Annotated in this window: 20 protein-coding genes; 9 read left to right on the top strand and 11 right to left on the bottom strand. The window is 74.3% G+C overall.

Translation table 11 applies throughout. From position 1 onward, the window contains the following. Nucleotides 1-122 precede the first annotated feature (122 nt). Nucleotides 123-2051 (bottom strand): cellulase family glycosylhydrolase, encoded by a 1929-nt coding sequence (locus tag ACFV4G_RS21075; RefSeq protein WP_380442520.1) that lies wholly within the window; start codon nucleotides 2049-2051, stop codon nucleotides 123-125. A gap of 137 nt (nucleotides 2052-2188) precedes the next feature. Here ACFV4G_RS21075 and ACFV4G_RS21070 point away from each other — a divergent pair, with 137 nt between their 5' ends. Beyond that, complete coding sequence (locus tag ACFV4G_RS21070; protein WP_380442518.1) at nucleotides 2189-3826, top strand: protein kinase; 1638 nt, start codon at nucleotides 2189-2191, stop codon at nucleotides 3824-3826. A 19-nt stretch (nucleotides 3827-3845) separates the two neighbouring features. Here the strand turns inward: ACFV4G_RS21070 and ACFV4G_RS21065 are convergent, their stop codons facing one another. The 3 genes from ACFV4G_RS21065 to ACFV4G_RS21055 all read right to left on the bottom strand — a co-directional run bounded on the left by ACFV4G_RS21065 (nucleotide 3846) and on the right by ACFV4G_RS21055 (nucleotide 5587). Further along, nucleotides 3846-4349 (bottom strand): LURP-one-related/scramblase family protein, encoded by a 504-nt coding sequence (locus ACFV4G_RS21065; protein ID WP_380442516.1) that lies wholly within the window; start codon nucleotides 4347-4349, stop codon nucleotides 3846-3848. A gap of 105 nt (nucleotides 4350-4454) precedes the next feature. Continuing rightward, a complete protein-coding gene (locus tag ACFV4G_RS21060; RefSeq protein WP_380442514.1) occupies nucleotides 4455-4694 on the bottom strand; it encodes a hypothetical protein in 240 nt (79 codons plus the stop codon). 86 nt (nucleotides 4695-4780) lie between these two features. Beyond that, the gene (locus ACFV4G_RS21055) at nucleotides 4781-5587 is read right to left on the bottom strand and encodes an alpha/beta hydrolase (protein ID WP_380442511.1); all 807 of its coding nucleotides are present in this window, start codon (nucleotides 5585-5587) and stop codon (nucleotides 4781-4783) included. Nucleotides 5588-5826: 239 nt separating this feature from the next. Between ACFV4G_RS21055 and ACFV4G_RS21050 the strand changes: the two genes are divergently transcribed. Then, nucleotides 5827-6636: a hypothetical protein gene (locus tag ACFV4G_RS21050; protein ID WP_380442509.1), complete on the top strand. Its 810-nt coding sequence runs from the start codon at nucleotides 5827-5829 to the stop codon at nucleotides 6634-6636. Between the two features lie 38 nt (nucleotides 6637-6674). Here ACFV4G_RS21050 and ACFV4G_RS21045 read toward each other — a convergent pair whose 3' ends face one another. Then, nucleotides 6675-7028 (bottom strand): DUF6401 family natural product biosynthesis protein, encoded by a 354-nt coding sequence (locus ACFV4G_RS21045; protein ID WP_380442507.1) that lies wholly within the window; start codon nucleotides 7026-7028, stop codon nucleotides 6675-6677. A gap of 153 nt (nucleotides 7029-7181) precedes the next feature. On the opposite strand from ACFV4G_RS21045, the gene ACFV4G_RS21040 reads away from it, so the two are divergent. The 5 genes from ACFV4G_RS21040 to ACFV4G_RS21020 all read left to right on the top strand — a co-directional run bounded on the left by ACFV4G_RS21040 (nucleotide 7182) and on the right by ACFV4G_RS21020 (nucleotide 11262). Further along, complete coding sequence (locus ACFV4G_RS21040; protein WP_380442505.1) at nucleotides 7182-8108, top strand: LLM class F420-dependent oxidoreductase; 927 nt, start codon at nucleotides 7182-7184, stop codon at nucleotides 8106-8108. A 92-nt stretch (nucleotides 8109-8200) separates the two neighbouring features. Then, complete coding sequence (locus tag ACFV4G_RS21035) at nucleotides 8201-8851, top strand: AAA family ATPase (RefSeq protein ID WP_380442503.1); 651 nt, start codon at nucleotides 8201-8203, stop codon at nucleotides 8849-8851. A gap of 75 nt (nucleotides 8852-8926) precedes the next feature. Next, entirely contained in the window at nucleotides 8927-9898 is a 972-nt protein-coding gene (locus ACFV4G_RS21030; RefSeq protein ID WP_380442501.1) for a zinc metalloprotease, read from the top strand. 34 nt (nucleotides 9899-9932) lie between these two features. Next, entirely contained in the window at nucleotides 9933-10385 is a 453-nt protein-coding gene (locus tag ACFV4G_RS21025; protein ID WP_380442499.1) for a universal stress protein, read from the top strand. A 43-nt stretch (nucleotides 10386-10428) separates the two neighbouring features. Further along, nucleotides 10429-11262, top strand: a complete 834-nt coding sequence (locus ACFV4G_RS21020) for a DNA-formamidopyrimidine glycosylase family protein (protein ID WP_380442497.1) — start codon at nucleotides 10429-10431, stop codon at nucleotides 11260-11262. A gap of 16 nt (nucleotides 11263-11278) precedes the next feature. On the opposite strand, the gene ACFV4G_RS21015 is transcribed toward ACFV4G_RS21020, so the two are convergent. After that, nucleotides 11279-11914: a uridine kinase gene (locus tag ACFV4G_RS21015; RefSeq protein ID WP_380442494.1), complete on the bottom strand. Its 636-nt coding sequence runs from the start codon at nucleotides 11912-11914 to the stop codon at nucleotides 11279-11281. A 9-nt stretch (nucleotides 11915-11923) separates the two neighbouring features. Further along, nucleotides 11924-13246, bottom strand: coding sequence for a PQQ-binding-like beta-propeller repeat protein (locus ACFV4G_RS21010; protein ID WP_380442589.1), 1323 nt, complete (start codon nucleotides 13244-13246; stop codon nucleotides 11924-11926). A gap of 112 nt (nucleotides 13247-13358) precedes the next feature. Here ACFV4G_RS21010 and ACFV4G_RS21005 point away from each other — a divergent pair, with 112 nt between their 5' ends. Next, entirely contained in the window at nucleotides 13359-13904 is a 546-nt protein-coding gene (locus ACFV4G_RS21005) for a Uma2 family endonuclease (RefSeq protein ID WP_380442492.1), read from the top strand. 22 nt (nucleotides 13905-13926) lie between these two features. Here the strand turns inward: ACFV4G_RS21005 and ACFV4G_RS21000 are convergent, their stop codons facing one another. From ACFV4G_RS21000 to ACFV4G_RS20985, 4 genes are read right to left on the bottom strand one after another with little or no spacing between them, the layout of a single operon-like run. After that, on the bottom strand, nucleotides 13927-15624 hold the full coding sequence (locus tag ACFV4G_RS21000; protein ID WP_380442489.1) for an ABC transporter ATP-binding protein: 1698 nt from the start codon (nucleotides 15622-15624) through the stop codon (nucleotides 13927-13929). A gap of 39 nt (nucleotides 15625-15663) precedes the next feature. Beyond that, entirely contained in the window at nucleotides 15664-15924 is a 261-nt protein-coding gene (locus ACFV4G_RS20995; RefSeq protein ID WP_380442487.1) for a lasso peptide biosynthesis PqqD family chaperone, read from the bottom strand. Between the two features lie 31 nt (nucleotides 15925-15955). Next, nucleotides 15956-16444, bottom strand: coding sequence for a lasso peptide biosynthesis B2 protein (locus ACFV4G_RS20990; protein WP_380442485.1), 489 nt, complete (start codon nucleotides 16442-16444; stop codon nucleotides 15956-15958). Beyond that, nucleotides 16441-18300, bottom strand: coding sequence for an asparagine synthase-related protein (locus ACFV4G_RS20985; protein WP_380442483.1), 1860 nt, complete (start codon nucleotides 18298-18300; stop codon nucleotides 16441-16443). Before ACFV4G_RS20985 ends, ACFV4G_RS20990 begins: the two co-directional genes overlap by 4 nt. Before the next feature lie 411 nt (nucleotides 18301-18711). On the opposite strand from ACFV4G_RS20985, the gene ACFV4G_RS20980 reads away from it, so the two are divergent. Beyond that, complete coding sequence (locus tag ACFV4G_RS20980) at nucleotides 18712-18849, top strand: hypothetical protein (RefSeq protein ID WP_380442481.1); 138 nt, start codon at nucleotides 18712-18714, stop codon at nucleotides 18847-18849. The last annotated feature ends 168 nt before the right edge of the window (nucleotides 18850-19017 follow it).

The raw sequence follows: 19017 nt of genomic DNA, 5'->3' as shown, positions 1-19017 counted from the left end.
GATCGTAGGGACTACTGGTGCCCGGCACAGGGCGAACGCCCCGGAACTGGGTGATCAACCAAGTCCGCGACCCGAAAGGGAGGTCGGGCCGCCCTCCGCACGAGGGCGGCCCGGGGAGCGGCTCAGCCCAGCGGGTGGCAGAGCAGCGCGTCCGGCACGCCGTACTCCAGCCGGCGCCAGGTCATGGCGACGCCCGCGACGTACTCGCCGGCCGCGCACTGGCCCTTGTAGGAGCCCGGGGCCCAGTCGCCGGCGGCGGAGTCCGAACCGGTCGACGCCGGCGGCCGGTTGTCGCCGTGGTCGAACCACAGGACGCGTCCGGTGGTCGGCAGCGGGCCGGTGGCCGGTGCGCACAGCAGGGCCGCCATCGCGTTGTTGCGGACGCTGTAGCCGACGGCGAAGTCCCCGTCCGGGCACTGGAGTTTGTTGTAGCCGGAGGCCCAGTCGCCGCCCGTGACGTAGCGTTCGTCGGTCACCGCCACCCACTCGCCAGCGCCGGTGCCCGGCTGCCCGGCGTCCGTGCAGAGCCCGCGGCCCGAGCCGCGGCCGAGGCCGATCAGCCGCTGTCCGTCCGGGCAGTCGCCCTTGCGGTTGCCGCTGCTCCAGTCCGGCAGGGCGAGCATGTGCCGGGAGACGTTCTGGTCGGCGTGGTCGAGGTCGAGCATGTTCCAGTGCGGCGCGTCCGGCACCTGCCCGGTGTACGAGGGGGCGGTGACCAGCCGGTTCCAGTCGTCGGCGCGCCAGTCGCCCGGGTCCTCGATGCTCAGCCGCCGTCCGGCCGCGTCGTAGTGCAGGAGTGCCCAACTGTCCTGCGGTACACCGTTGTTGTGCCAGCCGACGAGCGGCCACACGGCGAAGTCGGCGTCGCGGGCGGCGAGGAGCGCGGTGAAGGTGTCGAACCAGGCGTGCTCCTTGGCGTCGGTCGAGCCGCGCCCGCCCGCGCCGAACTCGCTGATCCAGACCGGCGCGGTGAAGTGCTGCCCGGTCCGGGTGACGAAGAGCGCCTCGTCGTCCACGGCCGCGGCGAGCTGCTCGGGCGTGAAGTCCTGGTAGCGCGGGTCGCTCGTGGCGCCGGGACCGCTGCCCGCGCCGGTGTTGGCGGGGCCGGTGTAGGCATAGAAGTGCGCCGAGTAGACGAGCTTGCCGGAGTCGACGAGGGTGTTGGAGAGGGTGGCGACCGGTGTGAGCATCGGCCGGCCGTGCGGCAGGCCCGCGAGCGGGATGCCCTGCCAGTTGATGCCCTCCATGATGATCAGCAGGTCCGGGTCGGCCTGGAGGATCCGGTTGCCGGCCTCCTCGAAGGCGGCGTACTCGTCGTGGGCGTCGCCCATGCCCCAGTTGGGGTCGTCCCAGGTGTCCCGCCGCACCTCGTTGCGCAGGTCCGCGCCGACGACGCGCTTGTTGTCGCGGTAGCGGTTCGCCATGAACAGCCAGTCGTCCTCCCACTGCCGGGTCGACTGGCCGCTGTTCCAGCGCTCGTTGCCGTCCAGTCCGCAGCAGAACCGGTACGTGGTCGTGTGGTTGTTCAGGACGACGGCGAACCCGTCCGCCGTGAGGGCGGCCACCACGGCGTCGTACACCTGGAGGGGCGTGCTCCCGCGCAGCTGCGGGTTGGCCGCGACGGCGGCGTCCGGGACGGCCGTGCCGTCGTGGACCATCGCGTCCGCGAACGGCAGCCGCACGCTGTTCAGCCCGAGGCTGTGGAAGCCCGCCAGGATGTCCGCCAGGGGCGCCCGGTCGAGGCCGAGCGGAATGTCGTGCGAGACCTGCCCGGCCTGGTTGTCCGCGGGGTCGTTCGGGTCCCCACTGCCCTCCCAAGTGCCCTGCGCCCCGGACCAGTTTCCCGACATCAGCTTGAACCGGTTCCCGCCGGCGTCGACGACGTACCGCCCCCGGGCGCTCAGCGGCCCCGTCCAGGAGGCCGACAGCTGGGCCCCGGTGAGCGCCACCGGCGCCTGCACCACGGCGGCCGAAGCGGCCGGGGGAGGGCCAACGGCCAGTGCGCACAGGGTCGTTGCGAGCGACAGCAGACGTATCGCGAGTCTTCTCATGGTGATCCCGACATGGTGAGGGTACGGACCGGTCCCTGATGGTCCTCCACCTCATTTCCCCGGCTTGTGCCGGTCATGCCACGAGTCGTCCCCACCTCGTGCACGAGGTGTCCCCGCCGCCCCCTACGATGACGCCCATGAATGCACCGGGGGCGGAAAGACGCCTCATCGACGGCCGGTTCGAACTGCTCCAGCAGCTCGGCGGTGGCGGCATGGGCCTGGTCTGGCGCGCCCGCGACACCGCCCTGGAACGCGAGGTCGTCCTCAAGGAGGTCCGGCCGCCGGACCCGGCCGTGGCCGCCGCCGATCCGGCCGCCGCGCGCGAGCTGCGCGAGCGCGTCCTGCGCGAGGCGCGGTCGCTCGCGCGCCTCCAGCACCCCAATGTCGTGGTCATCCACCACATCGTCGACACCCCCGAACACCCGCACCCCTGGCTCGTCATGGAGCTCGTCTCCGGCGGCAGCCTCGCCGACCGGCTCGGCCAGGGCCCGCTCGGCGTCGCCGAGGCCGCGCGGATCGGCCGCGGCGTGCTGTCCGCGCTGCGCGCCGCCCACGCCGTCGGCATCCAGCACCGCGACGTCAAGCCCGGCAACGTCCTGCTGCGCCCCGACGGCACCCCGGTGCTCGCCGACTTCGGCATCGCCGCGATGCAGGACGCCACCGCCCTCACCGCGACCGGCGCGCTCATCGGCTCGCCCGAGTACATCGCACCCGAACGCCTCCGCGGCCAGGAGGGCAACCCGTCCTCCGACCTGTGGTCGCTCGGCATGATGCTGTACGTCTCGCTGGAGGGCTACCACCCGCTGCGCCGCGCGAGCACCCTCGCGACCCTCGCCGCCGTCCTGGACGAGCCGCTCCCGCCCCCGCACCGGGCCGGCCCGCTCGGGCCGCTGCTGTCCGCCGTGCTCGCCAAGGACCCGGCGGTGCGCCCGGACGCCGAGCAGTTCGACCGCATGCTCGCGGCGGCCGAGCACGAATTCCCGGCGCCCCCGCCGATGACGGTGCAGACGACGAACCTGCGGCCCGGGCCGCCGCCGATGCCGCCGATGGACGCCGTCCCGTCGGGCCCGGTCACGGCTCCCACCCCGGTCACGGCTCCGACGCGGCGCAGCCTCGCGCCCTTCGCCGTGGCGGCCGTCGTCGTCCTCGGGATCGGCTACGGCGGCCTGAACTGGTACCTGCACAAGGACGGCAGCTCCGCCGCGCCCTCGACCACGGTCACGGCCGGCACGACGGTCTCCGGGGGCGCCGGCTCGACGCCGGCCGTCGCCCTGCCCTCCGGGCTCGCGCTGCCGTCCGTCGCCCCCGAGACGCCCGCCGCGAAGGTGGACCTCCTCACCCCGGACGGTGTCCGGAAGGTGGTGGACGCCCTGCACCAGTTCGCGCCGAACGGCATGGTCTGGGACCTGACCGTCTACCCCGAGTACGCGATCGCGAGGATCCCCGTCGCCGGCCAGCCCAAGGGCTACGACCGGATCGTGTACCGCGACGGCAAGTTCGCGAAGCAGGCCGTCGCCGGGAGCGGCTCGATCACCTCGGTCGACAAGCTCATCGATCTCGGCCAGTACAACTGGGACCTGCTCCCGGGTGTCCTGAAGAAGGCCCAGGACACCCTCAACGTCCCCCAGCCCACGTCGCGTTACGTGATCGCCAAGCCCGACATGATGGATCTGACCCCGACCATCATGGTCTACTTCAGCGACGCCTACGACGGCGGCTACCTGGAGACCGACCCCAAGGGCAACGTCATCCACACCAACCCCAAGGGCTCCTAGAGGGCCGGCGCCGGGGCGGTCAGAGGTTGGTGAGCTGATCGCCCTTGGCGTCCTGGAGGACGTGGTCCACGCACACCGCGAGGATGAGCAGGAGGAGCGCGTCCTGCGGGTACAGGACGTCGACGGCGTAGGCGTCGCGGATCGTGAACCAGCGGCGGGAGATGTGCGCGAGGGTGGTGCCCTCGTGCTGGATGTCGAACTCGCGGTCCCACAGGTTGCCCGCTATCCGCAGGCGCCGGCCGTCGGCGAGGCGCACCTTGAAGCGGTCGCCGAAGAGGGCGAACATCTTCTTGCTGATCTTGGCCGTCACCGCGCCGTCCTGCTTGATGAGGAGGGTGTGGTGGATCGTGAAGGCCTTGCGGACGATGCTCGCGACGTGCTCGCCGCGGGTGTCGACCAGGGCGAAGGTCCGCCGCAGCCGGAGGAACTTCCGGTTGACGCGGTAGAGCTTCTCCCGGTGCTCGGTCTCGATCCAGGCCTCCTCGTGGAAGGCGAACATGCGGTCGCGGACCAGGTAGCGCATCTGGTGGATCCCCCCGTGCTGTGATCGTGTCCGCCGGCCCTGCGGCGCGGCGCGCACAGAGCGTAGCGGCGATCGGTGCGGGGGGACCCCGTGGGGTGGGGGGCTTTACCGGTCGTAGAGGTTCGGCTGGGAGTTGATCCCCTGGCCGTCGATGTCCGCCCCCCACTGGTCCACGCCCTCGGCGCCGGTGCAGTAGCCGACGCCCTCCACGTGGCCGCCGGCCTCGTGGCACTGTTCGGCGGTGACGTCACGGCGGGCGGCCGAGGCGGAGACGGCGGTGGCGGTGATGAGGAGGACGGCGGTCGCGACGGTCAGGGCCGCGCGGCGGAGTGGTGAAGTGCGCATGGGGCCAACCACAGCACGGCCCCGTGGGCGCGGCGAATCCGGTGCGTCCGTTCCGCTGAAGTGCCGATGAAGTGCCGTGCGCCCTCTCAGACGCGCCGGGGCTGGCGCGGCAGCGGGAGGGTGAGCGCCTCGCGGGAGCCGGGCGGCAGGGCGAGCGCGGAGACGGTCTCGGCGGGCAGGTCGCGCAGGCCGAGCATCGCGGTGGCGAGGTGGGTGGCCGCGCGGTGCCAGTCGGGGACGCGCTGGAGCATGGCGTGGCCGCTGCCGGTGACGGTGTAGCCGCAGACGCGGGCGCCGGCGGCGCGGCCGCGGGCGGCGAAGGCGTGGGTGTCGGCGGGCGGGGTGACGGTGTCGCGGTCCCCGTGGAGCATCAGCACGTCGCGCCCGGCCAGGTGCTCGCAGGGCTCCCCGGCCGGGCACCAGGGGGCGAGCGCGACGATCCCGGTGACGTTCGGGTGGCCGCCCGCGCGCAGCGCCGCCCGGCCGCCCATCGAGTGCCCGACCAGGACGGTCGGTACGCCGCCGAGCTCCTCGCGGAGCTCGTCGAGGGCGGCGAGGGCGTCCCGGGCGGCGTCGGCGCGCTCGTCGTTCCAGCCGCGGTGGCGGTAGCGGACGGTGCCGATGGCGATCTCGGCCCCGGCGGTGCCGCGGCGCAGCGCGCGGAGGAAGCCGTGCATGCGCAGCAGCGGCAGGTTGAGGCGGCCGGGCCGGGCGAGGTTGCGTTCCTCGCCGCCGTGGAGCACGAGGACGGCGGCGCCGGGCCGCTGGGGCCGGACGCGCCAGTGCAGGGCCCGGTGCCCGTCGGGCTGTGGTCCGGTGGGCCGTGGTCCGCTGGGGGAGGTCGCCCGGTCGGCGGTGTCGTCCCCAGCGCTCGTCCTGATCGTCCCGCTCACTCCCGTATCCTCCCCAGCCCCCGCGCCCTTCGTCCGTGGACCGCCAACTGTACGCGCGATCACGCGTCCGGTCGCCGGTGCGTCCTGTGCGGGCCCGGTTCACCCGGGGGGATCAAGCCGCACGGGCGGGGGCGCGCGGGCCGGGCCGGGCGCTGCTATCCACGAAGGGTGGGGGATCCGGAACGAAAAGGGGCCGCTCCGCGCCGCTCGTGGCGCCGCGTCCCCGAGTGGAGGACTCCGTGGTTCAGCAGCTCGCCCTCTCCGTGGACTTCGGTTCCGGGTTCACCCAGGCCTGGTCCAAGATCGCGAAGGTCATCCCGCAGTTCATCGCCTTCCTGGCGATCCTGGTCATCGGCTGGTTCGTGGCGAAGGCCATCGCCAAGGTGCTCGACCGCGTGCTGCGCCGGCTCGGGTCCGAGCGGATCGCCGAGCGGGCCGGGATGGCCCGCTACCTGAGCGGCTCCAGCTACGACATGACGGGCATCGTCTGCAAGATCGTCTACTACGCGGTCCTGCTGATGGCCCTGCAGCTCGCGTTCGGGGTCTTCGGCCCCAACCCGATCAGCGTGATGATCCACAGCATCGTCGCGTGGCTGCCCAAGGGCATCGTCGCGGTCGTGATCGTCGTCGTCGCGATGGCCATCGCCAACGCGGTGCGCGACATCGTGGGCAACGCGCTCTCCGGCGCCGCGTACGGCCGGACGGTCTCCACGATCGCCTGGGCGTTCATCGTCGGGCTCGGCGTGATCGCCGCGCTCGGCCAGGCCGGCATCGCCACCGCGATCACCGGCCCGGTGCTGATCGCGGCCCTCGCGACGATCACCGGTGTGCTGGTGGTGGGCGTCGGCGGAGGCCTGATCATGCCGATGCGCCAGCGCTGGGAGCGCTGGCTGGACGGCGCCGAGCGGGAGAGCGCCAAGCTGCGCGGCAGCGCCTACCAGGCCGGCCGCTCGGACGCGCTGGCCAACCAGCCGGTGCGCCCGGCCACCGAGACCGGGCCGCGCGGCCCCGGCATCGACCCGGGCATCGACCCCGGGCGGGAGCTGTAGTCGGGCGGGAGCTGCAGTGAGGCCGGCAGGAGCCGTCGTCAGGCCGGCAGGAGCCCCTGCTCGCGCACCAGCCAGCAGATCGCGGTGAGCCGCCCGACGGCGAAGTCGTAGCCGACCGGCTCCCGCCAGCCGATCTCGGCGAGCGCGTCGAGGAAGCCGAGCGCGTAGTCCGCCAGTTCCTCGCGGTCCAGGGGCCGGGGCAGCAGCTCCGGCCCCTGGGCGTACAGGAGCTCGCGCAGCTCGGCGGCGTGCTGGTCGACCGACGCGACGAAGCCGGGCTCGAACGCGAACTCGGCCAGCCGCGGCGTGAAGGCCGCGACGATGCCCGGCAGCGGGCAGCCGGCCGGCTCGTCGGGGGAGCGGCCGAAGGACTCGTCGGAGGTGGCGAACATCCGTCCACGGTAGGGGAACCGGCGGCCGGGCACGGCGGCTCGTGACGGTTCCGTGCTGAGACCTTGGCCACCTTGGGGCGCCCAAGGGAACACCCTGTGCATTGGCCGGTTCTGTCGCGTGACCGGCCGGCCGTCCGTACCAGAATGGCCGGCATGGATCTTCGCATCTTCACCGAGCCCCAGCAGGGCGCGAGCTACGAGACGCTGCTGGCGGTCGCCCGCACCGCCGAGGACCTGGGCGCGTTCAGCGCCTTCTTCCGCTCCGACCACTACCTGAGGATGGGCGGGGTGGACGGCCTGCCCGGCCCCACCGACGCCTGGATCACCCTGGCCGGCCTCGCCCGCGACACCCGCACCATCCGCCTGGGCACGCTGATGACCGCCGCCACCTTCCGGCTGCCCGGCGTCACCGCGATCCAGGTCGCCCAGGTCGACGCGATGAGCGGCGGCCGGGTCGAGTTCGGCCTCGGCGCCGGCTGGTACGAGGCCGAGCACCGCGCCTACGGCATCCCGTTCCCGAAGGAGAAGTTCGGGCGGCTGGAGGAGCAGCTGGCGATCATCACCGGGCTGTGGAACACCAAGCCCGGCGACACCTTCGACTTCGCCGGCGAGTATTACACCCTCACCGACTCGCCCGCGCTGCCCAAGCCCGCGCAGGAGCGCGTCCCGGTGCTGGTCGGCGGCCACGGCCCGAAGCGCACCCCGGCGCTGGCCGCGCGCTTCGCGGACGAGTTCAACCTGCCGTTCGCCTCGGTCGAGGACACCGCGGCGCAGTTCGGCCGGGTGCGCACCGCCGTCGAGCAGGCGGGCCGCGGGGCCGACGACCTCGTGTACTCGGCGGCGCTGGTCGCCTGCGTCGGCCGCGACGACGCCGAGGTGGCCCGGCGGGCTGCCGCCATCGGCCGGGAGGTCGGCGAGCTGAAGGAGAACGGCCTGGCCGGCACCCCGGCGGAGGTCGCGGAGAAGATCGGCCGGTACGCCGCCGTCGGCACGCAGCGGATCTACCTCCAGATACTCGACCTGCACGACCTCGACCACTTGGAGCTCATCGCGGGCACCGTCGCCCCGCAGCTGGGCTGACCGTCCGCCCGGCACCCGGCCTGACCACGCCTCTTTACTCCGTCTTGGTCATACGCGATGCTCCAGGGGGAGGAACGGCAAGGGGAGGCCAGGTGACCAGGACGCGAACGGTGGAGGCGGCGGCGCCCCCGGTGCCGCCGCCTCGGCGCGCCCCCGGGGCGCTGCGCCCGCACGGGCTGCACGACCTGCGCTGCGCCCCCGCCCCGGCGGCGCTGCACTACCCGGCGGGCGACCTCCTGGTCGTCTCCGGCCTGCCGGGCAGCGGCAAGAGCACCCTCATGCGGCACAGCATCCGCGCCGCGCTGGTCGACTCCCAGCAGGTCCGCGAGGAGTACGCGGCCCGCCTGCCCGCCTTCGTCCCGTACGCCGTGTACCGCCCGCTCGTCCGGCTCGCCCACTACCGGCGGCTGCGCCGGGCCGTGCTCGACGGCGGGCCGCTCGCCGTGCACGACTGCGGCGCACTGCCCTGGGTGCGGTCCTGGCTGACCACCGCCGCCGGACGGCAGGGGCGACGCGTGCACCTGCTGCTCCTCGACGCCGACGCCGACAGCGCGCTCGACGGCCAGCGGCTCCGCGGGCGGACCGTCTCCCGCTACGCCTTCGCGCGGCACCGGGCCGCCGCCCGCCGCCTGTACGGCGCCCTCGCCGGCTCGGGGGAGCCGCCGGCCGGGTGTGCGTCGGCCGTGGTACTCGACCGGGCCGCCGCGCGCGCCCTGCGGGAGATCGACTTCGTGGCGTCGTAGTCTCGGCGAGTCCGCGCGCGGCCGCACCGGCCGTCGCAGCCGACGCCCCGTCAATCCACCCCGCCAGGAGCGCAGATGCGCCGTTCCTCCCGGGTGCGCTCGCGTGCCCTCCGCCTGTTCCCCTGTGCCGCCGCGCTCGTCGCGGCGGCCGGCCTCGGCCAGCTCGGGGCCCCCGCCCGGCACGCCGTCCCGGTGGCCGCCGCCGCCCCCGCCGCCGTGTGCGACGGTACGGACGCCGCCGCCCGCCGACCCGCTACGGGCGAGAGCGGGCAGGACCCGAACTCCGTCACCCCCGCCCGGGCCCGGGCCATGGACGACGACCTCCGCTCGCGCCTCTCCGGACACGTCAACGCGCACGCCTTCGGCGACACCGCGACGACGATCCCGGTCTACGTCCACGTGATCCACTCCGGCGACGCCGGCCGCCTCTCCGACGCCACCGTCGCCGCCCAGATCGACCACCTCAACGCCACCTACGGCGGCCAGGGCGACGGCAACACCCCGACCGGCTTCCGGTTCGCGCTCGCCGGCACCGACTACACCGACAAGGCTGGCTGGTACACGGGCATGACGCCCGGCTCCCGCGCCGAGCGCGACATGAAGAAGCAGCTGCGCAAGGGCGGCGCCGGCACCCTCAACCTCTACACCGCCAACCTCGGCCAGTCCCTGCTCGGCTGGGCGACCTTCCCCGACGCCTACCGCTCCGACCCGGCCGACGACGGCGTCGTCGTGCTCGACGCCTCCCTGCCCGGCGGCTCCGCCACCGACTACAACGAGGGCAACACCGCCACCCACGAGACCGGCCACTGGCTCGGCCTCTTCCACACCTTCCAGGGCGGCTGCCTGCCCCCCGGCGACTACGTCGACGACACCCCGCCCGAGCGCAGCCCCGGCTACGGCTGCCCCGAGGGGCGGCACACCTGCTCCACGACGGTCCTCGACCCGATCCACAACTTCATGGACTACAGCTACGACTCCTGCATGACCCAGTTCACCCCGGGCCAGGTCCAGCGGATGGCCAACTCGTGGACCGCTTACCGGAGATGACCAACGGATCGACTCACCCGAAAGGAGCAGTGCCATGACCACCATGCCCCGGACCGTCGTCGGCGTGGACGGATCGCCCGCCTCCGAGCAGGCCCTGCAGTGGGCCCTCGACTACGCGCGGGCCGTCGGCGGCAGCGTCCACGCGATCACCGCCTGGGAGTACCCCGCGTTCTACGGCTGGGGCGGCGCGGGAGCGCCCGACGGGTTCAACCCCGAGGACCTCGCCGGGCGGACCCTCGCCGAATCCGTCGCCAAGGTGGCCGGGGACGCCCCCGGCGTCCCGGTCAACCAGAGCGTCATGCCGGGCAACGCCGCCGGCGCACTGCTCCAGGCGGCCCACGGCGCCGCGCTCCTCGTCGTCGGCAGCCGCGGCCTCGGCGGCTTCTCGGGCGTGCTCCTCGGCTCCGTCAGCCGGCACCTCACCGAGCACGCGCCCTGCCCGATCGTGGTCGTCCGCGAGGGACAGGTGGCCTTCCCCGGCGAGTGACGCGAGTGCCGCACCGGGCCGCTGCGCGGGGCAGGATGGAGTCATGCCAGAAGGTGACTCCGTCTACCGCGCGGCGGCCCGGCTGCGCGACACGCTCGCCGGCGTGCAGCTCACCGCCGCCGACCTGCGCGTCCCCGCCCACGCCACCGCCGCGCTCGCCGGCCGCTGGGTCCTGGAGGTCGCCCCGCGCGGCAAGCACCTCCTCACCCGCCTCGAAGGCGGCCTCACCCTCCACACCCACCTGCGCATGGACGGCCGCTGGGAGACCTACCGCCCCGGCGAAGGCTGGGCCGGTGGCCCCGCCTGGCAGATCCGCGCCGTCCTCGCCACCGAACGCGGCACCGCCGTCGGCTACCGGCTGCCCGTCGTCGAACTGCTGCGCACCGCCGACGAGGAACGCGCCGTCGGCCACCTCGGCCCCGACCTCCTCGGCGCCGACTGGGACCCGGTCGAGGCCCTCCGCCGCCTGCTCGCCCACCCCGCCCGCCCGCTCGCCGAGGCCCTCCTCGACCAGCGCAACCTCGCCGGCATCGGCAACGTCTACGCCAACGAGCTCAGCTACCTCGCCGGCGTCACCCCCTGGACCCCGGTCGGCGAACTGCGCGACCCCGGCCGGCTCGTCGGGCGGGCCCGCGAACTCCTCGACGCCAACAAGCTGCGCCCCGGCCACGTCACCACCGGCGACACCCGGCGCGGCCACCAGCACTGGGTCTACGGCCGGGCGGGCCGCCCCTGCCCCCGCTGCGGCACCCTCGTCCTGACCGCCCGCCAGGGCACTCCGCCGCAGGACCGGGTGGCGTACTGGTGCCCGTACTGCCAGCGCGGGCCCGCGCCGGAGGTCCGCGGCGCCGGGCCGCGCACGGCGGGGCGGCGCTGAGGCCACCCCGGGGGGATCAGTCGCGTTCGACCAGGGCCGGGTGGCGCGGGTCGTCGACGCGGACGACGACGTCGGCGGCCTCGGACGGCACGGTCTCGGCCTCGTAGCGGGCGAAGGCGGGCAGCGTCCACCGTTCGTCCTCGGGCGTGCGGCGGGCGAGCGCGGCCGGGGTGAGGGCGAGGTGGACGGTCAGCTCCAGCGGCAGCCAGCGGCCGAGCAGCAGCGCGCCGTCGAGCAACAGCACGCCGCCGGGCGGCAGTTGGCTGTACGGGGCACGGGTGGCGCGGTCCGTCACCGGATCCCACAGGGACGGCAGGACGCGGCCGGTGCCGCCCGGCTCCAGCGGGTCGAGCACCTCGCGCGCCAGCGCGCCGTCGTCGAGCCAGAGGTCGTGGAAGGCGTCGGCGTCCCGCTTGCCGTACTCCAGGCGGATCGACGCCGGGCGCAGGAAGCCGTCCGCCGCCACCCGCAGGGCGGGGCGGCCGCGCAGCCGCAGCGGCTCGACCAGGGCGTCGGCGAGGCCCCCGGGGCGGGCGGCGGGCGCGCCGTCGACGGCGACCCGCAGCCACTGCTGCCCGGCGCCGGGCAGCGCGGAGATCCGCTCGGCGAGGTGCTCGGCGAGCAGGTCGGGGGAGATCGGGCGCACCCGCACCGGGGCCTCCTAGACCGTGGCCAGCGGGAGGGCGTGCAGGACGTCGTCGTGGCCCGCGTACAGGCAGTTGCCGTCGGCGGCGAGTGACCAGACGTCCTTGCCGGGGCCGGAGTCCCGGAAGGTCCAGAGCAGGCGGCCCGTCGCGGCGTCGACCGCGCACACGCCGCCGCCGGCCGGGCCGGGGACGTAGAGGACGTCGTTGACCAGCATCGGATGGCTGCGGGCATCCAGCAGGAACGGCAGCCGGAGCGACCAGAGCGCGTCCGGGCCGGCCTCGGTGTGCGCGGTGACCACGCCGTTGTCGCGCGGGAGGAAGACCGCGGCGCCCGCGGTCAGCGGGGGCATCGCCCGCCAGTTCTCGCCCCGGGCGGGCGGCAGCGTCCAGAGTTCGGCGCCGGTGGCGAGGTCGAGGGCACGCAGGCCGCCGGTGCCGTCGGGGACGTGGACGGCGCGCCGTCCGATCGCGCACCAGCGGAGGTTCTCGTTGCCGGGAGCCGTCCAGCGCTGCCGGCCGGTCGCGGCGTCCCGGACGACCAGCTCGGTGCGGCCCTCGCGGGTGCGGACGGAGGCGATGGTGCCGGTGGGGCCGGTAGGGCCGGTCGAGGGGGCGAGCAGCCGCTCGCCTAGGTCGGCGGGGGAGGACCACAGCAGCGTGCTGTCCGTGATGCGCACCGCGAACGCCTTCTGCGCCGGGACCTTGTCGTTCCGGGTGGGCAGGGCGTAGGCCGTCCCGTAGAGGGCCGTGCCGTCGCAGCCGGCGAGGACGACGTCGTCGGTGACGGCCTCCGGCAGGGCGACGGTGAGGTCGGCGGCGGGGTCGGCGAGGTGGCGGCCGTCGATGTGGCCCTGGGAGGTGGTGAACACGCGGTCGCCGCTGATCACCACGCGGGCGGCGGTCGCATCGTCGCCGAACTGCCGCTCCGGGGGCGCGAGGCGCAGCAGCCGGGTCGGCGAGCCGGTCGCCGGGTCGAGCAGCTGGAGGCCGGCGCTGGTGACGTACACCGGCAGGTTCGGCCGGGTGGTGAGCCGCTCGGGCGTCATGGCCTCGGGCCCGCGGTACGTCCACACCGGCGTCGGCCCCGAGACGGCGACGGGGGCCGGCGGTGCCGGTCGCGGGGCCGGCCGCTCCTCCCGGGAGCGGCCGAACGCCCACGCGGCCCCGCCGGCGGCCAGCACCCCGGCCCCGACCAGCAGCCCGCGCCGGCTCATCCGCGGCCCGTCGCCGCCCCCGCCGACGACATCCCCGAGCGCCCCGCCCGCGTCGCCGCCGTCCTCCCCGTCCCACTGCCACGCCGCCCCCGGAACCTCGCGCTCGGACGACGACGACCGCATCCTGGCCACCCATTCCCCCTGGGGCAGCCATCGCGCTGCCGATCACCGGGAGGATATCGAACAGCCCTCGAACCGTCCGGTTCCGAGGGGCCGGAAGCCTAGGCTGTGGCGCATGAGGGAAGCGGGCCCGCGGGTCACCAGCGAGCAGTACGACTCCTGGTGCGCGGCCAAGTGCGCGGGCATCGAGATCGTCGACGGCACGGTCCTCGTTCGCCCCGTCGCTTCCAAGCGGCACAACCGCCTGGCCCGGCTGCTGGCGAACGCGCTGGACGCGGCCGGGGGGAGCGAGTGGAACGCCGACACGGACTTCGACGTCCGCCTCCAGGACGTGCCGCTCAACAACCGCCGCCCGGACGTCGTGGTCTACCGCGCGGAGACGATCGACGAGTCGCCGACCAGACCGGCGGACGTGCTGCTGCTCGCCGAGGTCGTGTCGCCGGGCTCGGAGACCACCGACCGGGTGGTCAAGCTGGACCAGTACGCCACGGCCGGCATCCCGTTCTACTGGCGGATCGAGCAGGCCGTGGGCGTCGTCCCGATCGTCCACACGTACGTCCTCGACCCGGCGAGCCGGTGCTACCGGGTGGGTGAGGTCTTCACCGGCCTGGTCAAGGCGACGGCGCCGTACCCGGTGGAGATCGACCTGTCCTCGCTGTGATCTGCGCTGTGATCCGCGGGGGTCAGAGGCCGCAGAGGCGTTGGAAGCCGGGGTGGGTGCGGAGGAGATCGGGGTAGGGGCCGGTGGCGGTGGTGGTGCCGTTGGAGAGCATGACGACGGTGTCGGCCGACTCGATCGTGGACATGCGGTGGGCGATGACGAGGAGGGCACACTCCTTGCGGAGGTCGTGCAGGTTGACGGTCAGGGCGGCCTCGTTGGCGGGGTCGAGGTGGGCGGTGGGCTCGTCCAGCAGGAGGAGGGCCGGGCGGGCCAGGACGGCTCGGGCGATGGCGATGCGCTGGCGTTCGCCGCTGGAGAGGCGGGCGCCGTGTTCGCCGGCCTCGGTGTCGAGCCCGGCGGGCAGGGCGCGCACCTTGGCGGCGAGGTTGACGAGGTCGAGGACCTCCCACAGCCTGTCGTCGGTGGCGTCCGGGGCGGCGTAGCGGAGGTTGTCGCGCAGGGTGCCGTGCAGGACCGGGCAGTCCTGTTCGACCCAGCCGATCCGTGAGCGCCACTCGTGGAGGCCGAGTTCGTCCGCCGGGTGGCCGTCGAGGCGGATGCCGCCGCTCCACGGGTCGTAGAAGCGGTTGATCAGCGCGAAGGTGGTGGACTTGCCGGCTCCGGACGGGCCGACGAGGGCGACGAGCGCGTTCCGGGGGACGGTGAGGGAGAGCCCCCGGAGGACGGGTGCGTCGGGGTCGTAGCCGAAGCGCAGGTCGCTGATCTCCAACGATGGTGCGGTGGTCGACTGTTGGGAGACGGAGCGCGATCCGGTGGCGTCCTCGGTGGGGAGCTCGTAGACCTCCTGGACGCGTTCGGCGGAGCCCTTGGCGCGGTGTACCGAGGCCACGCCCTCCATCAGTTCCGTGACGGGCCCGGTGAGCTGGGTCGCGTACAGCAGCATGGCCACGAGGGCGCCGAGCGAGAGGGCCCCCTGGTCGACGCGGGCCGCACCGAGCAGCAGGACCAGGACGAAGGCGGCGTTGATGGCCAGTTGGGCGGTGGGGGCGATGACGGCCGTGAGCCGGGCGCCGCGCACCGCCGCGTGGTAGGCCTCGTGGGCGAGGGTGCCGAGGCGGTCGATCTCCCGTCGTTCGGCGCGGTTGGCCCGGACGGTCCGCAGGGCGGACAGGGCCCGCTCCAGCCCGGCCGAGATCGCGCCGACGGCGGTCTGCACCTGCGTCGAGGAGCGGCCGATCTCCGCCGACAGCCGGTTGATCACGAGGCCGCACGCGAGCAGCACGCCGAGGATGAGCAGCATCAGCACCGGGTCCAGCACGAACATCGCCGCGACGCTGCCCAGCGCGACGCACAGGTTGGTGGCGATCTGCACGGAGACGTGCGTCAGCGCCTCGCGCAGGACGACCACGTCGGTCGAGGCGCGGGCCATGAGGTCGCCGACGCGCAGGCGGTCGAAGGCCGCCATGCGGATCCGCAGCAGGTGCGAGACCAGTCCGGTCCGCATGCCGAGGACGAACCGCTCGCCGGTGCGTTCCAGGAGGAAGGTCGCGACGGCGCCGATGAGTGCCTGGGCGAGCAGCAGCACGACGAGGACGGTGACGGGCAGCAGGAGCGGCCGGTGCGCGGTGAGCGCGTCGACCACGCCCTTGGCCGCCAGGGGCTGGCCGACGCCCACGGCGGCGGCGGTCAGGGTGAGGAGCAGGGCGGCGCCGAGGGCGCGGCGCTGGCCCCGGGTCAGGGTCCATAGCTGGCGAAGCATCGTGTGTGCGGCTCCATTCGAGGTGGCGGCCCGAGGGGGTCAGGCGGCCTCCACCAGCCCGGAGGAGCGGAGCCGTTCGGTCATCGCGGTGAGGTCCTGCCGCGCCTCGGCCGGTGCGATGCCGAAGTGGGCCACGAACTCGTCGGCGACCTGGTCCACGGTGTGGCCGTTCAGCAGGCGTTGCAGGGCGTACGCGCCGGTCTGGTTGAGCTGCCAGTAGTGCCCGGTGCGCTCGTTCAGCAGCACGGCGCCGTCGTGCGTGTCGGTGGACACGGTGTGGGTGGTCAGGCGGAGCGTCATGGGTCCCTCCGGACGGGGGTGCGCGGGGTGGTCATGCAGTGCGTGCGGGCTGCGAGGGCGGCGAAGGCTGGGAGGGCGGCGAAGGCTGGGAGGGCTGCGACCGCTGTTTGGGGGCGACGGTGACCAGCGGCCGGAAGTAGCCGTCGGGGTAGGGCTCGTCGATGACCCGGCCCTCCGCCTCGACCCAGGCGTGGGCGGCGAACGGTGTGGTGCGCACGCCGGCCTGCCAGGTGGGCCAGGTGCCGCCGAACCGGCAGAGCACGGCCGTGGCGATCGACCGTTGCAGGCAGTTGTGGACGGCGCAGCGCAGGCTGACGGCGACGACCGCGGCGCGGGCCGCGGACGCCTGGGCGGCGGTGCCGGGACGGGCGCCGGTGCTCAGCGCCGTGAGGACCGGGCGCAGGTACCGGGGCTGCAGTCCGGCCAGCGGGCGGGCGACGGCGACGGCGGCGAGCGGGAGCAGCCGCCGGTGCAGGGGCAGCCGGGTGCGGGGCTGGAGTGCGCAGGGCGGACTGGTCACGGGGTTTCCTCACGTTCGGTGGCACGGAGGCCGGCGAGGGCCGGCTTGACGGCGGGGCGGGACTCGATCTCCCGCAGCCACAGTTCGGCGCCGATCGTCGCCTCCAGTTGGGCGGACCAGACGTCGGCGGTGCGCGGCGGCGTGACGAGCGTGGTGCGCAGCCGGTCGACGTCGACCAGGCCGCGGCGCGCCAGGTGCGAGTCCGCGAACAGGTCGAGCAGGTCGGGGACGTGGTCCTGCAGGGCGCGGTCGACGGGCTCCTCGCAGTCGCCCTTGGTCGTCCGGTCGAGGATCAGGTCGGGCACGAGCCCCTGCATCGCGGTGGCCAGCACCGGCTTGAACCGCCAGGGGCTGTAGCGCTCGTGGGGGACGATCGACAGCACGGCCTCGACCACCCGGTCGTCCAGGTAGGGCAGTTCCAGTGCGAGCCCTTCGGCGGCGTATTCGCGGTGGATCAGCCGGAGTACGGGACCGGCGCTGCGCAGGGCGGTGAGGGCTTCGTGCTGGCCCCGGTCCTGCGCGAGCGGGGAGGCCTGGTCCGCCACGCGGCGGAAGACGGCCTGGGTGGCCCGCACCGCGTCGCCGGTCGCCCACGGGGTGGCCGGGATCCGCTCGCCCCAGCCGAGGGACGGGGTCCGGGGGAGCGGCGAGGTGCGGGCGAGGTCGTCGGCGCTCTGTCGCCACCACCCGCCGAGGTCTCCGCCGCGCACCAGCCCGGCGAGGCTGGGCAGCAACGGCCAGCGGTTCAGGGCCTGGTGGGCGCGCAGCTGACGCCAGGCCGTCACCGGGTGCCGGCGGGCGAGCGTGTGCAGGTAGGCGGCGCCTCCGGTGAACAGCTCGTCCGCGCCGTGGCCGGCCAGGTGCCGGGTGGCGCCGTGGTCGACCAGGTGCCGGATGCCGTAGCGGATCGCGTTCATCCCCCGGCTGGTGGCCCGCGGGGCCTCCGTGTCGGTCGCCCAGTAGGGAGGGGAGAACACGGGCGGGGCGTCGGTGTCCGGGACGGTCAGGTGCTCGGCGCGCGTGAGCAGCTCTGCGGCCCGGCCGGCGTACAGGGGGTCGTCGTTGATCGCGCTGCCGCCGGTCCAGCAGAAGGTGAGGAGTTCGGGCGCGTGCTCGGCGGCGAGGAAGCACAGGGAGGTGGAGTCCATGCCGCCCGACAGGTCGGCGGAGAGCCTGCCCCGGCCGGGCAGCCGCAGGGCCACGGCTTCGCGCAGCTTGTCGCGCACCACGGTGGCGCCCCGGGCGAGCGGGAGGTCCGGCTCCGGCGGCTGCCACCAGCGCACCGGCTGGGCTGGGCCCTCGCCGGGGATGACGAGGCAGCAGTCCGGGGCCACCTGCTCCACGCCGCGCCACCAACTGCGCTCGCTCAGCGGGGAGAAGAGCATGCCGTACGTCACGGTCGTCGCGAGCAGGTCCTCGTCCGGTTCCGCGCCGGTGAGTTCGGCCAGCACGTCGGCCCGGTCGCAGGCGACCGGCACGCCGTCGAGGCCGGCGGTGAACACGCTGCGGGTGCCGGTGACGGTGCCCTGGAACCGCACGCGCCCGTGGACGGAGGCCACCACGTGCGTGTTGCCGGGCAGGGCGCGGGCCAGCGCGTCGAGGTCCGGCAGGTCGCGCACGGACGGGAGCAGCGCCTGGAGGCGGTCCGGTGCGACCGGGCTCGGCCCGAACACGGCCACGCTGACGGGGCCCGCGGTCGCCACCACCAGGTCCTCCGGGGCCCAGGAGCCGGCGAGCCACGGCCGGCCGGAGGCGTGGGCCACCAGTCGAGGTGCTTCGCCGCCGATCTGACGGTACGCCCAGGCACCGCCCGGGGAATCCGGAAAGACCACGAGGTGGTCGTTGAGCGACTGCACCTGCCTCACCCCCAGGTATCGCGGCGGAAACAAGCCCCGCCGGTGCTTCGCCTGAGAACGGTGCACCAGTCGGAATTGCCGCACAACCGGGCCGAGTCGACCTCCCCTTCGTTTGCGCCATTTCCATGACAACGATCCTGGGGTGGTTCCGGCGTGATGATGTGAAGAAAAGGGGAGTATCACGCTTCACTCGGGCCCCTCCGGTCATATCGACTGCCTGTCATGCACAGGACTCAAGCCGAGTGGATCGGCCGGGATTTTGTTTACAGTTCACCTTTTCGAACCCGGGATCGATTCGTGGTCGACTCGCAATGGCCGGAGACGGATCATCCGTGTGGACACCATGGCGCGGCGGCGGCCCAATGGAGCGAGGCCGTTCCAGGCCTCGTTCTCGACGCATTGGAGAGCACCGTGACCAAGAACCAGCAGCTGCCCCGGCGTTACACCCCGCCCATGGCCGCCCAGGTCGGCGACTTCGGCAAGGACACGGACGGCACCATCTACACCAAGAAGGACGCGACGACGCTCGGCTTCAAGAAGCCGCGTTGATGCCGCTCCTGACCGACTGACCGACTGATCGGCACTCGGCCGGCCCCGTCGGCCACCGGCGCGGGGGGGGGGGCGCGGGGGGGCGGGGGGGGGGGGGGGGGGGGGGGGGGGGGGCGGGGGCGGGGGGGGTCATAGAGAGGTCGGGGGGGGGCGGGGGCACGCCCCCCA

The organism is Kitasatospora sp. NPDC059747, assembly GCF_042732955.1.
In the GTDB taxonomy this organism is placed as follows: Bacteria; Actinomycetota; Actinomycetes; order Streptomycetales; family Streptomycetaceae; genus Kitasatospora.
The sequence above is the reverse complement of the archived record's forward strand: the minus strand, read 5'-3'. Positions and strand labels throughout refer to the sequence as shown.

Excerpts from the sequence above, each read along its gene's own strand:
- ACFV4G_RS21045 (WP_380442507.1), bottom strand. The coding sequence starts at position 7,028 with ATGTTCGCCACCTCCGACGAGTCCTTCGGCCGCTCCCCCGACGAGCCG.
- ACFV4G_RS21060 (WP_380442514.1), bottom strand. The coding sequence starts at position 4,694 with ATGCGCACTTCACCACTCCGCCGCGCGGCCCTGACCGTCGCGACCGCC.
- ACFV4G_RS21040 (WP_380442505.1), top strand. The coding sequence starts at position 7,182 with ATGGATCTTCGCATCTTCACCGAGCCCCAGCAGGGCGCGAGCTACGAG.
- ACFV4G_RS21065 (WP_380442516.1), bottom strand. The coding sequence starts at position 4,349 with ATGCGCTACCTGGTCCGCGACCGCATGTTCGCCTTCCACGAGGAGGCC.
- ACFV4G_RS21025 (WP_380442499.1), top strand. The coding sequence starts at position 9,933 with ATGACCACCATGCCCCGGACCGTCGTCGGCGTGGACGGATCGCCCGCC.
- ACFV4G_RS21005 (WP_380442492.1), top strand. The coding sequence starts at position 13,359 with ATGAGGGAAGCGGGCCCGCGGGTCACCAGCGAGCAGTACGACTCCTGG.
- ACFV4G_RS21010 (WP_380442589.1), bottom strand. The coding sequence starts at position 13,246 with ATGCGGTCGTCGTCGTCCGAGCGCGAGGTTCCGGGGGCGGCGTGGCAG.
- ACFV4G_RS21070 (WP_380442518.1), top strand. The coding sequence starts at position 2,189 with ATGAATGCACCGGGGGCGGAAAGACGCCTCATCGACGGCCGGTTCGAA.
- ACFV4G_RS21075 (WP_380442520.1), bottom strand. The coding sequence starts at position 2,051 with ATGAGAAGACTCGCGATACGTCTGCTGTCGCTCGCAACGACCCTGTGC.
- ACFV4G_RS21000 (WP_380442489.1), bottom strand. The coding sequence starts at position 15,624 with ATGCTTCGCCAGCTATGGACCCTGACCCGGGGCCAGCGCCGCGCCCTC.
- ACFV4G_RS21030 (WP_380442501.1), top strand. The coding sequence starts at position 8,927 with ATGCGCCGTTCCTCCCGGGTGCGCTCGCGTGCCCTCCGCCTGTTCCCC.
- ACFV4G_RS20995 (WP_380442487.1), bottom strand. The coding sequence starts at position 15,924 with ATGACGCTCCGCCTGACCACCCACACCGTGTCCACCGACACGCACGAC.
- ACFV4G_RS21020 (WP_380442497.1), top strand. The coding sequence starts at position 10,429 with ATGCCAGAAGGTGACTCCGTCTACCGCGCGGCGGCCCGGCTGCGCGAC.